Annotated in this window: 15 protein-coding genes; 9 read left to right on the forward strand and 6 right to left on the reverse strand. The window is 55.0% G+C overall.

Annotation, left to right across the window (positions count from 1 at the left end):
* Positions 1–384 precede the first annotated feature (384 nt).
* Positions 385–873 carry an HGGxSTG domain-containing protein gene (locus ACR0J1_RS07695; protein WP_480732153.1) on the forward strand — a complete coding sequence of 163 codons (489 nt, stop codon included), beginning with the start codon at positions 385–387 and terminating at the stop codon, positions 871–873.
* Here the strand turns inward: ACR0J1_RS07695 and ACR0J1_RS07700 are convergent.
* Positions 870–1,226, reverse strand: a complete 357-nt coding sequence (locus ACR0J1_RS07700; RefSeq protein ID WP_480731947.1) for a hypothetical protein — start codon at positions 1,224–1,226, stop codon at positions 870–872. The genes ACR0J1_RS07695 and ACR0J1_RS07700 overlap by 4 nt on opposite strands.
* Positions 1,227–1,891: 665 nt before the next feature.
* Between ACR0J1_RS07700 and ACR0J1_RS07705 the strand changes: the two genes are divergently transcribed.
* Entirely contained in the window at positions 1,892–2,491 is a 600-nt protein-coding gene (locus ACR0J1_RS07705) for an SOS response-associated peptidase (RefSeq protein WP_480731949.1), read from the forward strand.
* Positions 2,492–2,558: 67 nt separating this feature from the next.
* Positions 2,559–3,056: an invasion associated locus B family protein gene (locus tag ACR0J1_RS07710; protein WP_480731951.1), complete on the forward strand. Its 498-nt coding sequence runs from the start codon at positions 2,559–2,561 to the stop codon at positions 3,054–3,056.
* A 302-nt stretch (positions 3,057–3,358) separates the two neighbouring features.
* On the opposite strand, the gene ACR0J1_RS07715 is transcribed toward ACR0J1_RS07710, so the two are convergent.
* From ACR0J1_RS07715 to radC, 3 genes are read right to left on the reverse strand one after another with little or no spacing between them, the layout of a single operon-like run.
* A complete protein-coding gene (locus ACR0J1_RS07715; protein WP_480731953.1) occupies positions 3,359–3,598 on the reverse strand; it encodes a hypothetical protein in 240 nt (79 codons plus the stop codon).
* A 20-nt stretch (positions 3,599–3,618) separates the two neighbouring features.
* Entirely contained in the window at positions 3,619–4,029 is a 411-nt protein-coding gene (locus tag ACR0J1_RS07720; protein WP_480731954.1) for a thermonuclease family protein, read from the reverse strand.
* A 43-nt stretch (positions 4,030–4,072) separates the two neighbouring features.
* On the reverse strand, positions 4,073–5,035 hold the full coding sequence (gene radC, locus ACR0J1_RS07725; protein WP_480731956.1) for a RadC family protein: 963 nt from the start codon (positions 5,033–5,035) through the stop codon (positions 4,073–4,075).
* 231 nt (positions 5,036–5,266) lie between these two features.
* Between radC and ACR0J1_RS07730 the strand changes: the two genes are divergently transcribed.
* The 6 genes from ACR0J1_RS07730 (at position 5,267) to ACR0J1_RS07755 (ending at position 11,617) form a co-directional block, all read left to right on the forward strand.
* Positions 5,267–5,698 carry a hypothetical protein gene (locus tag ACR0J1_RS07730; RefSeq protein ID WP_480731958.1) on the forward strand — a complete coding sequence of 144 codons (432 nt, stop codon included), beginning with the start codon at positions 5,267–5,269 and terminating at the stop codon, positions 5,696–5,698.
* Complete coding sequence (locus ACR0J1_RS07735) at positions 5,689–5,928, forward strand: HGGxSTG domain-containing protein (RefSeq protein WP_480731960.1); 240 nt, start codon at positions 5,689–5,691, stop codon at positions 5,926–5,928. Before ACR0J1_RS07730 ends, ACR0J1_RS07735 begins: the two co-directional genes overlap by 10 nt.
* Entirely contained in the window at positions 5,925–7,832 is a 1,908-nt protein-coding gene (locus ACR0J1_RS07740) for a phage tail tip lysozyme (RefSeq protein WP_480731962.1), read from the forward strand. Before ACR0J1_RS07735 ends, ACR0J1_RS07740 begins: the two co-directional genes overlap by 4 nt.
* Entirely contained in the window at positions 7,832–9,802 is a 1,971-nt protein-coding gene (locus ACR0J1_RS07745) for a hypothetical protein (protein WP_480731964.1), read from the forward strand. The genes ACR0J1_RS07740 and ACR0J1_RS07745 overlap by 1 nt, the downstream gene beginning before the upstream one ends.
* 543 nt (positions 9,803–10,345) lie before the next feature.
* Positions 10,346–10,852, forward strand: coding sequence for a hypothetical protein (locus ACR0J1_RS07750; protein WP_480731966.1), 507 nt, complete (start codon positions 10,346–10,348; stop codon positions 10,850–10,852).
* 78 nt (positions 10,853–10,930) lie between these two features.
* Positions 10,931–11,617 (forward strand): hypothetical protein, encoded by a 687-nt coding sequence (locus ACR0J1_RS07755; RefSeq protein ID WP_480731968.1) that lies wholly within the window; start codon positions 10,931–10,933, stop codon positions 11,615–11,617.
* Between the two features lie 763 nt (positions 11,618–12,380).
* Here ACR0J1_RS07755 and ACR0J1_RS07760 read toward each other — a convergent pair.
* Together ACR0J1_RS07760 and ACR0J1_RS07765 are read right to left on the reverse strand one after the other, a co-directional pair.
* Positions 12,381–12,617 carry a DNA-binding protein gene (locus ACR0J1_RS07760; protein WP_480731970.1) on the reverse strand — a complete coding sequence of 79 codons (237 nt, stop codon included), beginning with the start codon at positions 12,615–12,617 and terminating at the stop codon, positions 12,381–12,383.
* A 35-nt stretch (positions 12,618–12,652) separates the two neighbouring features.
* Positions 12,653–13,168 carry a hypothetical protein gene (locus ACR0J1_RS07765; protein ID WP_480731972.1) on the reverse strand — a complete coding sequence of 172 codons (516 nt, stop codon included), beginning with the start codon at positions 13,166–13,168 and terminating at the stop codon, positions 12,653–12,655.
* Positions 13,169–13,381 lie beyond the last annotated feature (213 nt).

Here is a 13,381-nt window from a genome sequence, read left to right on the forward strand (position 1 = left end):
AGTTAAAGGGCATACAGGATCGAGACTATCAGCAAGCATTCAAGGTGCGGCGCAGGCTCGGCCAGGCAATTGGCGGGCTTGAACAACCTTTCCCGCCAAAGCCGCGGTTGATGCGCTGGCACACGTACTTGCGGATGCGGCTGCAGGCACAGACCAGAGAGGCCCGGATATTGGGCAGACTAACCGCTACGCTGCCCCCATGGGCTTAAACAAACTGACGGTTAAATGGAGGCGGTCTATGACAGAGTGTAGACATATCCCCGGTCAATTCGCCCGCGCACGATATGGGGTGTTACGTCACTATTGCGCGACCGATGCACCCCAGTTCTCGTGTCTCTTATCAGATTGCCGGATTTCACAGTCGGTACAGGGGTATTCAGAATGATGCCAACAGGCGCAGATATCAGGGCCGCCAGAAAGGCGCAGGGGCTCAATCAAACGGAACTGGGCAAGCTGGCTGGCTGTGGCAGGCACACGGTCAGTTATTGGGAATGCAAAACCACCTTAACCCGGTTCGGAGCCTGTGCAGCCATTTGTCGGGCCTTGGGTGTTCATGTACCAAGCAGACTGGAGCGCCACCGAAAGTCAGACGCACAGCAAGAGGCGATGGATAATAGGTGGCGGGCAGAGCTTCATCGCGTCAGAGCGGCTGAGGAACGGGAGAAAGCAACCCGCCGGGTGGTATGTGGTGCAAAGACCCGCAAGGGCCGTCCCTGCCGCGCTCTATCGGAGCCGGGAAAGCGGCGTTGCAAGTTTCATGGTGGCAAATCAACAGGCCCGACAACAGAGGCTGGAAAGAAGCGGATTGCAGAGGCGCAAAAGCGGCGCTGGGCTGCGCACCGGGAGCGAGCAATAGACAGTACTGAGGGCTAGTCTTTTGGATCTTCAACGAAGGGTGTCCGCGCAAATTGAAATTGGTCGTACGGCAGTACTACATCAATTGAAAACGAAAGTCGCGAAATGCTCTCATTAGCGTGTGAAACCTTCCCTCCCAATGATGCATCCACTACCCACAGCCCGACCTTAGCATCAGCCCCGCCCTCTTTGTCTTGTTTGGCCGAAAGAGCGATATCGAAGTTTAGCGTTGTGCGCGCAGCAATCTGATTGTCATTGCTATAAGTGCTTGGATTCACCAGGCCCCCCGCATCTTTCAGTTTTTCATCCGCTTCGGTCACTCCCTCCGAGATTTCGGTTATGGTTGAGACTATGAAATCCTTCAGGTTCATTCAGTGCTCCAAAATCCTTTATCAGTACGATATACAATTCGTTGAAATCCCTACAGTCGTGCAGTTGGTGTAGGTGTTGGGTTGGTAGACAGGAGTGGGCTGGTAAGTCGGTACAGGAACGTATTCAGGCCTTTTTGACTGTGCCGCAATTATAGCACTGTCATCAGCCTTCGTACTTTCGCAGGCAAATTGATGTATTTCCTCTGCGCTTATTGGACTGACTGCGTTTCCTCCGCGATAATTTGCAAATTTTCCATATTGGGCACAGTGCTTTACGGCAACGTCACGAGCCTGGGCGGTTAGTGTTGGTACTGAATCGTATGCACTATATCGAAGACTGATACCGCTTTCAGATGCAAACTCCGGTACTGGGGCGGTGGGGGAGCAGGCTGCAATACAAAGCAGTCCCGTGGCCATTAGTGCCGCTCTCATAGCTATTTCTCATTCCAGTTGGTTTAAACTGTCAAACTGAGACCATTGAACCTTTCGCGTGTAAACCCTCAATGTCAGTTGCCGCCATTCAAAAAATTTAATCAGTGTATTCTATAATCATGAAATGGAGTCGCCACCCCCACGCGGAAGCTATCCGCAATCAAAAAGTTCATTATACGTTCCCTCTGTTTTGCTAAGCTCACCGAATGTGCGGAAGAATCGGCAGGCCGGATTTGACGTGGGCAGAGCTTTATGCCCTGCATAACTTGTTTGTGGGCGATGACCCAATCCCGACACAGCGCGATCCCAACGCCGAAGACCTATCCATGAGTTGGAACGTGAAGCCGACGCAGATGCTTGATATCGGGCTCCTTCATGATGACCGGTTTATAAGCACTACGGCCCGTTGGTGGCTGGTGCCGCACTGGTTCAAGGATGACGTGAAAGCGTGGAAGCACAGCCGCTGCATCATCCCTGCCAGCTTCTACTATGAATGGACGGGTTCCAAGGGCGCAAAGCAGCCATGGGTCATCAAGACCGATGCCAACGATCCCTGCATGTATTTCGCCGGCCTCTACAGCCGCCTTGCCTCTGGCTTGCATACCTGCACGATCCTGACCCGCCCTGCCCTGCATCAAATCGAGCATATCCACAAACGGTCACCCATCATTCTATCGAACGAGAACCTGATGCCTTGGATGTCTGGTGAGATTGGCCACGACGAGGCGCAGGAACTGGGCACCGAATGGGATGGCCGTATGCGCTATCACAAGGTCGCGCCAATTGGCCGTGATGATGACGGGCCTGAGTTGATCGAGGAGTTCGAGTCTTGACGACCGCTGGAACAAAAGTCACAGGCTTAACCCCATTGAGAGGTTTTAGTCAGATGGAGATTGGACGTTGAGGTTGATCGTTTTTGTTGCGCTAATTTCGATGGTTGCTGGGCAACTTGAAGCTAGACAGAAAGTCGTTGCAAAAGCTGGCGATTGGAACATCGCATGCAACAAGAAAACGACTGAATGCGTAATCGGTCAGGATATAGAACAGAATGGTCAACGGATCGCGAGCGTTTGGGGGCACCCTGTTGACCAAGCAAGCGCAGCGGCGGCTCTCTTCATGTCGCTGCCAGCAAATGTAAACCTGAGCCAAGGCGTCGTCATATCAATCGACGGAAAGCGGCCCCGGAAATACAATTATCACTTCTGTGAGCCTAAATTTTGCAATGTAAGTATTGGCCTCAGTCAAAAAACACTCAATCAATACAAAGGCGGCACTAAAGGAGAGGTGACCTATTATCTCGCCAACTCACCAACGATAGCTCGCTCGTTTTCATTCTCATTGCGTGGTTTTTCTGCGGCGCTATCAGAGGTGAGAAAGCGGGGATTTCCGCGAAACTAAAACGATGGTCACGCGCAGCAGATCCCCAAAGAAAGCCGCAGACGAAAAGTATTTCCCCATCAGGGTCCGTGTGAGGGTTCCTGAGGAAGGGTTCGGCCACAAGCTTGATGAGATGTTCTCGTGGCTTGATGCACATGCTGGCCGGGGACAATGGGGCTGGAATGCTGACAACGTACCTTCACGCGGCGCTCGGGATGCGACCTCGTTCTGTCTCACAGATGCGAACTTGGTTGCCCCGTTCATTGAGTTCTTTGGCATGGACCTTGCGCAAGCTGACGCTGACCTTTGCGGTGAAGGCTCATTCAAGCTCTTGGCGGTTTCGTCGGCATCTTGGCATATTGGCCCATCGCATAGGTAAGCAGCGCGAGAGCCATGGATATCCCGATCCTAACAACCACTGAACCGACAGTGACGGCATTGCTTGAGCCTGAAAATAGAATTGCGCCAATAATCAGCGCCCCAGCCAATCCGCCATAAATCAAAGCTTGCCACCAACTTTTGGCGAAACAACCAGCAACGATAGCTACTATGAGGCCACCCATTCAAATACTCCTCGTGATGTTCAACAGTAACTGGCCCGCTTGATCCGAGACTTGGCCTCTAAGGTTTCGAGGTGCCTGTATCGACCACCGGAATATCGGGCGCAATCCAGAGCATGCCCAGAAGAAATAACGGAGGCACTCAGGTTTTCGTCGCCGATATAGCAGGTGCCGATATGGCGGTCTCCGTTCATCTCACCTGTCAGGTCGCATCGCACGGTTTTGCTTCGCAGGTAGCCAATCATCCACTGTTTGCCGTCCAGTCCCTCTTGGGTATCCAGTTCGGGCGCATCCACGCCTTCAAAGCGAACGGGTATCCCCTTTTTTCCATTCAGGACAATCGTATCTGCGTCCCGGACATAGATATCAGATGACACAATTCCAGCGGTATCGCAGGCGGTTAGTATGGCTATCAGGCAGAGAAGGCGTTTCATCGGTTGGAAATGTCCTAAAATATCTAAGCAATCAGGTATGCGGCTAGCTTCGTCTTAGCAAGCCGTTTGCGCTGAACGAATACTCTTCTTTTTTCCCGATGATAACGTGGTCATGAATGAGGATGCCCAAAGTGTCGCAGGCGTCCAATACCCGCTGAGTCATGTCGATATCGGATTTGCTGGGCGTTGGATCGCCGGACGGATGATTGTGTACCAGGATGAGCGAACTAGCACTCAGTTCCAATGCGCGTTTGACTATCTCGCGCGGATATACCGGCACATGGTCAACAGTGCCCTTGGCTTGTTCCTCGTCGGCAATGAGAACGTTTTTTCGATCCAGATAAAGGACTCGGAATTGTTCAATCTCGCGGTGCGCCATCGCTGTGCGGCAATAGGCAACCAGGGCATCCCACGATGACATAACGTCCCGCTGCATAACCTTGGCCTGCGCCATTCTGTGCCCGAAAGCCTCAACGACGCGCAGGTGATAATAAACCCAATCATTGGCCCCACCCACCTTGAGGATTCGATGCTTTGACGCGGCAATGACTCCGTTCAGGTCGCCAAACTCCGCAAGCAATCGCTTTGCCAACGGTTTGACGTCGATCCGGGGAATAGCGTTGAACAGCAGCAGTTCCAATAGCTCGTATTCCGGCATAGGGTCATGACCGCCCTTGAGAAAGCGTTGTCTCAGGCGCTCACGGTGTCCCCAATAGTGGGGACGCTTGGCCCCGTCACCATCTTTTATCAAGCCGCCGCCAGCCGCGTTTTGAGGTGACAGGCGGTCGCGGTAGACAAATGGTGGTGCGTAGGCCGGTTCTGTCGCTGCGTCGGGCGGTGGTGTCCGCGCCTCAAGGTCCTTGAGACCTTGCATAGCATCCTCTGAAAAGCCGCCTTGCCCGTCATGTTTGACCAGCTTACCGAACTTTTTTCGGTCCCCGGCAATGACCTGTCTAAGTTGGTCGACAATTTGGCTTTTCATCACCGCTTCCAGTTCAAGAACCATTTGCCCGACGATGCCCAAAGGTCGGTTAATAAACGGTAAATGCCCTTATCCTGCTTTCCGCTGCCTGTGATCCGCACCCTAAGATTACCCTAAGGTTTCTTGGGTGAATGTTCCCGCCTCGTTCTTGCCATTGGCAGCCTTTCATGATACCTAAATCCTGCACGGCCTCAGAAGCCACAAAAACGAAATCGCTTGAATAGCGGGCAGTTTAAACTTCTGAGAGGCACGTAGATGCAACCATCACAAAGCACCGAAAAACCGTCAAAGCAGAAGGCGCAACGCATGTTGCCGTCTGATGAACTTGGGCAGGACGAGTTTGAGGAACTGGCCGGTGAAGCAGCGGCGGGCTTAGTCCGCAGTGGGGACGTTCAGTACTGGCAACTCAACGACACAATGAGCGTATTCACTCAAAGCGCCCTTCCGGGTGTGTGGCAGCTCGAAATTCACTTTGGTGAACGTCAGGGTGGCGACGATCCGGCGGCAGAAATGAAGGCCCTTCTAACGGATTTCTGGGATGCCCAGCAGCCTGAGTACATCACAGCCCAAAGCCCTGCATATTGGCCCGTTGTCTGCCTGATGCAGCAGGCCGGTTTTCAGAACGTGGGCATTCTACCTCTAGCGGACGGCCCGCTTATGACTTGGGGGTGGCGCAAATGTCATTGAGGGATCGAAATACGTGCGGAGCAAAGCTGAGAGATGGCAAACCATGCCCCGCCGAGCCTGTAGAAGGCAAAACGCGGTGCCGCGTGCATGGTGGGGCGTCAACGGGACCCAAAACACCAGAGGGGCGGCAGCGTAACTCTGAAGCGCTCAAATCCCGCTGGCGGGAAATTCACAAAGCATTGGCGGTGGCCCAAGCCAGAGGCCAGACAGACAGCGAGGTACGGCCATGACTGGGCAAGCCAACAACCAACAGAACAAATTCGTTTTCGGTGGCGACACGGGAATGAGCTATGAGCAGCTACAGGCGCGGAAAAAGATTGCCGAGTCCTTGGCTTCAAACGTCTTTGGTCGCGCACCTCAAAACATCGGTGAAGGCTTGAATGCTGTCGGCAACGCCCTGCTGTATCGCGGCATGATGAACAAGATTGAGAAAGGCGAGACGCAGGGGCGAGGCAAGGCGCGTGAACTGATTGCCGCGGCGCTGCAGGGCCGAGATCCCAACACTTCCAGCACCGGGCCAATGACGATGTTTGGTGCGCAGGGACAAACAGCAGCCCCGTTTTACCCACCGGGAGCCAGTTCCTCCGTCAGCCCCGCGCCCCCACGTACACCGGAGCAGGAAATCGGTGACGACACGATGGCTGCGCTCGGCAAGGACGGCGCGATGTCGAATGAGGGGCGCATTCTCAAAGGCCTGACGGATCGAGGCTTGCCCGAGCATGTCGCGCAAGGGTTCCTGATGAACTTCCGTGATGAGTCTGGACTGAACCCCGGAATCAACGAGCAAAACCCGATTGTGCCTGGTTCTCGGGGCGGCTTTGGTCTGGCTCAATGGACCGGCCCCCGCCGCCGCCAGCTTGAGGCATTTGCCGCCCAGCAGGGTAAACCCGTTTCAGACTTGGACCTGCAATTGGACTTCCTTATGACCGAGTTGCAGGGTTCGGAGGCAAAGGCGGGGCAAAGCATTCTTTCGTCGCGCAATGCGCCAGAGGCCGCCACAGCGATTGTAAACGACTTCCTGCGCCCGGCAGAGGAACACCGCGCGCGACGAGCGGCGCAGTACGGAGGCGGAACGCCGGAACCCCAGCAATCAGACTACAGCGATTTCTATGCCGCTCTTTCAAGCCCATGGGTGGGCCAGGAACAGAAAGCGATGCTGATGTCCGAGCTTGAGGACCGCAAGGCGGCTGACAGACGGGCTTATGACCGCTGGGCGCGAGACAGTGACCCATTGCGTCAGATGCAGCTTGAGCGTGGCCGCCTTGAGCTTGAACAGATGCGGAATCCACAGCCGGGGTTCTCGATGTTGACGCCCGAGCAAGAAACGCAGATGGGTCTTGATCCTGCAGGCAGCTATCAGCGCGGTGCAGACGGTAAGATTTCACGCATTGGCGGTGGTGGAACCCATGTAAACGTCACGACTGGCAGCGCTGAGCCTGACCGTTACCTATACGGCACCGACGCAGGTTTGCCGCAGGGTTGGCGCTATGACCGCGAGGCTGGAACGGCAGAGCCAATTCCGGGTGGCCCCGCTGCCGTGGAGGCTCAGGAGAACGCCGGTAAGGAGGCAAACAAAAATCGGCAGGCCAAGCTAAAGCTCGGAACATCGCTTACCTCAATTGGCCTCAACCTCGCTGAAATCGAAGACGGCGGTTTGCCTGTGACAGGTGCTGTTGGTGATTTGCGACGTACAGGGGTCGGTCAATTCCTGACCGGTTCTGCCGCCGTGGACTTTGGCAACCGAACAAACCAAATCACGGACTCGGCGGCATTCGCAGAAATCCAGAACATGCGAGATAACAGCCCGACAGGCGGCGCGGTTGGTCAGTTGACCGACAAGGAACGCGCAGCCATCGGTAACGCGGTGACAGCGCTAAACAACTCCACCAGCGCAGAGGAATACACTCGTGCAGCCAAAGCTTATCGCAAGCTGGCGCTGGACCTCTCTTACGGTGAGGGTCAGTGGCAAATGCTGAATGACGGCACTTTCGAGGCAGTCACAGAGGGATCGGCTCGGCCCGCAATCACGCAACAATCTGGCGGAAACGTCCCACAAGTCGGGGTTATCGAGGATGGCTACCGTTTCCTTGGTGGAGATCCGCAAAGCCCTGAAAGCTGGGAGAAGGTAAACTAATGGCTGGACCGTGGGAAAAATACAAAACACCTCAGGGCAAGCCTTGGGAGAAGTACGGCGCACAAGCTACAGAGGCACCTTTGGGTGATGGCTCGACAGTCGCGCCCTATGAGCCGTCCTTGTTTGAACGGGCAATGACCGGCTTGCGTCAGAGCGGAATTGTGCCCCGAGCCAATATCCGGGATTTCGAACGGATCGGCGCGGGCGTACGGGCGGCTGGCGATACCGCCTTGTTTGGGTTCGGTGACGAAGCGCAGGCGCTGCTCAAGACTGCTGGTCCAATGGCCTACGGGATGCCACCCGGCTTATTTGGCCACGAATCCGAAAGCTTCAGTGAAAACCTTGCCGAGGAACAGGCCCGGTCCAAAGCCGCGCGGGTGCATAATCCCACCGCTTCGACTGTTGGCGATGTGGCAGGACTTGCAACTGGTGTGGCCGGTATCAGTAAGGCAGGTTTGAGCCTTGCCACGAAGGCAGGGACGCCGGGCAAGGTGATTGCTGGCTCGGCTGGCGACGGCTTGCTGTATGGCGGTCTTGCAGGTGCTGGGCACACAGACGGCGACCTTGCAGAAAGAGGTATCGGCGCACTTGAGGGCGGCGCAATTGGTGCTACTGCTGGCGGTGCAGCATCGAGCGTAGCAACTGGCCTCCCAGCGGCAAGAAACTTCGCGGCCCGCCGCGTCGGCGAGCCCGTCTCTCAGGCCAAGGCACGAATTGCACAGGCCCTATCACCCGATACAGCGGCCAAGCTGGATGACCTCGGCCCTGATGGCATGCTGATCGACGCCATGGGCGAACGTGGGCGCGCTCTGGGGCGCGCTGCGGCCAATTCCAGCCCTGAGGCCCGCGAGGTACTGGAAAGCGCTTCTAAGGCCCGTATGGCGGGCCAGAGCGACCGAATGACCGACAGCCTATTGACCGCTTCCCGCATGGATCAGCCGCAATCGGTTGACGACTTGGTAAGCGCCATTCGCAATCGCACCCGACCGGGTATCAACGCTGCCTATGACGAGGCCCGCTCACTCGGGCATGATATCGACATATCGACCTTTGACGACCTGTTTCAGACGGACATGGGACGGAAAGCCCTGCAACAAGGCCAGCGCCTTGCGCGGGACCGCATGGCCGCAGAGGGTGTCACAGGTGATCCGTCTACGCTGGCGGTGCTGGACGAGGCCAAGAAAGCCTTGGACGACATGGCGCGGCCTTCACTCGGTCAAGGTCCGAGCAATGAGCAGGCGATTGCTGGTATGCTGTCAAAGCAGGTACGCCAACGCATTGATAGCTTGATGCCAGAATATGGCGGAGCGCGAGAACTGGCCGCAAGTGCGCACAATCGCATGAACGCCGTGAGCATCGGCGCAGAAGGTGCAAAGCCTCGTGTATCAGCGGATTATGCCCGGCGCGCAGAGAAAGCAGCCGTTGCCCACCCTGACGAGGTTGCCCAAGGCTATGCCAGTGGCAAGATTGACGCCCTGCAGAACCGCAGGGACACGCCGGGCGCACTGGATACCCTGTTTGGCCCCCGTCGCCAGCAGGACGCCATGCAAGCCGCTCTGGGGCCAGAGGGCGCTAATACCGTGCGCAACCAGATTGCCAGCGAACGCGCCTTTGGCGAGACGCACAGAGCCCTTACCGGCAATTCGTCCACGGCCCGCCAGTTGATTGAACAAAGCCTGATTGGCGGAGCTGGTGGTACTGCGGGATTTGCAACCACTGGCGACCTTACCGGCGCAGGTGGCGGCGTTGCAGCGGCTCTATTGGCAAGACGCGGTGGCGCGGTGGCCCTTAAAGGCATGACGGCAGGACGTGAGGCAAAGGTTGCCCGTGTCATTGCTGAAATGCTGACAAAGGCAGGTGTTCCGGTTCAGATGCAGCAGGCCATCGCGCACGCCCCGAACAAGGCCAAAGAGGCAATCGTTCGCGCTCTGATGATGAATGCAACCGGTCCTCAGTTGAAGCCAGAATAAAGGATATAGGCTCCGTATAGCGCGGGGCCTATTATTCCTATCACCCCTGCAAAACTCAAAGCGCCCCAACCAAGCAACGAAAGCTGTCGGTCTGCGTCATTGGCCACAATCCAAAGTGACCAGCAAATGAAACCGAACAGTGAAACAGACGCCGCAATCACGCAATAGAGTTGGAAGATAGTCAGGTCAGCAACAGTCATGCCAACAACATGGACGCCGGCAAACGGCCTGTAAAGCCCGGAGGGGGGGTAGCTTCTAGGTGGGCTTTGGATCGTGGTGTTTCGCTAGCGGGGAGGGTGGCAGAAAGCAGCCGCCGCCTCACTTTTGCCAAGTTTTTCTTGTCTGCATGTGAGCCAATGTGACAAGCTGACACCTAAAAACTAGACGTATCGTAGGCTATTTAGGTGAAGCGAGCCGTCGAACAGGGAGAAAAGAATGGGTGAACTTTTCCGCATCGGTGGACGCAAATGTCCATATTTTATTGACACTTTTTGTACGCGTAATTAATGCAGCGACAACTTTTTTGTTTGTATGGGTCTTACTATGAATTACCAAGATGACATCGAGCTACTGAGATTCCGCAGGATAGTTGAGGATCTCGCGCGCGATAAAACAGGTGAGATTTATGCGAACACGGGTGAGCAGCACGCGAAAATCGTCGTGGAGAAGCTGCTGAACTCTGCCCAAAAAACAGCAGTTGTATACTCGGGCTGCTTAGATGCCAAGGTTCATGACTTGGGGTTATATGAGGCGTTGGTGGACCGTATCGGAGCCGAGAATGTTCGCGTTGTGGTGAGTGGAGAGCCTGGAGAGCTTAACCATGAACTCATCTCGTTCCTGCAGGGCCGCAATGCAGAAGTTCGAAAGTTTGAAGAGATCGGAACACATCTCATAGTTGTTGACGGTGCCGCTTTCAGAGTCGAGGACAATCTCAAAGATATGAAGGCGCTTTTTGCATTTGGCGGAGACCGCCCAAAACTGTTCCAGAAAACCTTCGAGCGTATCTGGGGCAATGCAACGAAATTGGGTGATGCTCCAGTAGCTGCTTGATAATTCGCCATATTTACACAAACTCGAGAGAGGGGTGGGTAAGTCCCCCCTCTCAACCGAAATTACGGAGACGGCTAGATGGCTGCAACAGCTATTGAGTCATTAGTTACTCTCTTTGCATCTTCGACCGCGCTCAATATGGCGTATGTGGCTTTGCCGGACTACAGATATCGAAACAACATTACCGAGTACCTGGAGCACTTGGTTGACCTGAAGTACCAATCGGACGAACCCACATCTGGGAAACAGAAAGTATCCTCACTCCTTGATGATGCGCGAAGAAGGCATAGCCGCAAGACTAACGGTGAGGAGTATTGGCTACAGTTTCTTACCGCAGTCCACACCTTTCCAAGGGGCCACAGCCCAAACGAGATAATTGACTACCCGCTTGAAGGCAAAAAAGAACCGCACTGGCTTCAAAAACCACTCGGGAAGGTATTCCGAAACCTTTACATGCGACACTTCGACAACGTTATTTGCATAACCTTGGCGATAGCCGGTTTGGTATTCACTGTCGCTGTCCAGTGGATGTCCATCTTCCAGAATGGCAGTATTGCCCAGTGGTTCGAGCCTATCGCAAAGAGTAACCTGGTAGTGTTCTTCATCGCTGGTGTGCTAGGAATCTTAGCTCCATCTTCATTCGCTTTTCTTGGTCGTGTTTGTGTATGCCATACTGCTCGAGCATCAATAGACCGTGCTGTTGAAAGCCTTCTGGGAGATGCAACTGACACCAACTTGGAGCAAATGGAGAGTCGGCTTCCTTAAATCTGACATTTCTTCCTGTCACAAAGCGCGTCGGCAAAATTGCTGATCCTGGTCTGGCATTCCGTGCAGATATGCATGGCCTCGCTCCACGGTGGAGCATATCCCATGTAGCGAATGTAGCGGATGTAGCGGGGGGGGAAGGTTCAAATCTGAGTTTTTTGGCTTTCCCCGAATAACCGATACCGACAACTCGGCAGCGCCGGTTATTACCGGGGAATACCGGCTCGGCCAGTACGTCACCGCGTCCTGTTCTTACAGGGAAAAACAGGAGCGCTGGCTTGAAAAACAATCAACGTATTCAAGAGGCCGAACCGTAGATACGGACCCACAATAGGTGCTCCGCCATTGGCGGTTGGCCGTTCTGCTCATCTACATAGGGTCTGCGCAAAATTGCGCGCACCCCCTTCCTAGCGGTGAATAGCTGCCCCCGGATGTAAAGAGCCCTAATTCAAGGCTCCTATGCAGTAGTGCGCGGTTTAGCAGGTTTAGCGGTTTTAGCAGGGGTAGACCGTCGAAACCGGGTTTTCTGCGCAATTCCCCTGAGAGGGAAATCGGTAGCCTCGGTCAAATCTAGGGTAAGAAAACGGGGCGCACCCACCACAAGCACGCCCCAAGGACAGGGAGGAAAGTGAAAAAAACTGCGCTCTCAACACAACATGAGCGCCAACTCTTTAACTATTCCGAATATGGCTAGATTCGGTGGGGCGTTCAGTAATCCGGGTTACACAGGGTAGTTTTTGTGATTTCCGAAGCCTGCATTCACCTACCACTGGTTTAATTGCGATCCGCCCCAAACCTTGTCGGCATCGCTGGCACCATGATCCTCGTCCACGTATGACAGGCTGTCAGCGTAGGCATCAAGGTCGTGAATGTCGTAGAGTCTATTCGCGCCGCACATCTTGGTTGGGATACCCAAGGCCCGAAGCTTCGACGCTGAGACACCAAGGTAATGGGCCGCGGCTTTCGCCTGCATCAGGCGGGGTGGAAAGAAAAATGACAATCTCTATTCCTTAGACGGGAGATTCAGTCCGAGAGTTAGGACGCCTTAGCACCCTTCATTAGGGCCAGAAACCCTTGGTAATCCTCGGGCGTGGCATCTCCGTCTGCAACATCGATTAGAACGACAATCAGATCCCAAATCATCGTTCTCTGCTGCAACAGTTCATCGGCCAACATCTTTACCGCCTTCACGTTACCCGGCTGAGCCATAAGGGCGGTAGCAATGCGCTTGCCTTCCTCAAGGAAAGGCTCCGCCTGCTCAAAATCCAATTCGCAGCGCCGCACCGCCACGTGTTCAGGCTCACCAGTTGCCAACACAGCAGCGTATCCAGCGCAGCAATAGACGGCGTGGTTCAGGAATTGTTGACGCGCGTCATCCTCTGTTGTCGACGCCTCAACGAACGACACATCCTCGGCAGTGAATGCACCCAGATTGCCCGCGTCCGGCTCTATCGTAACGGTAGCGCCGTACCTGTCGGGGAACAGGCGCACGAAGGCGACGGCGTGGCCCGCCTCGTGAATCGCTGTTCGGTATAGCTCTGGGTCAGTCATTACCCACCCCCGCTGCCGCGTTCGCCACTGTCAGACCTGTCACGCAATCGAACCCCATGCCCACCACCGTTTTCGGGTATGAAGTCTACCCCAGCGCCTTCTAGCGCCCGAATAACGGCTTCCTCCGTCTCTTCCGAAACCAAGCCCTTGTGCGAGGGCCTGCCCTCTAGCCTTCGCAAAGTTATCAGAGGCACATCTGCCATTGCACACAAT

The sequence above is a fragment of the Ruegeria sp. CJ3 genome, assembly GCF_056536725.1.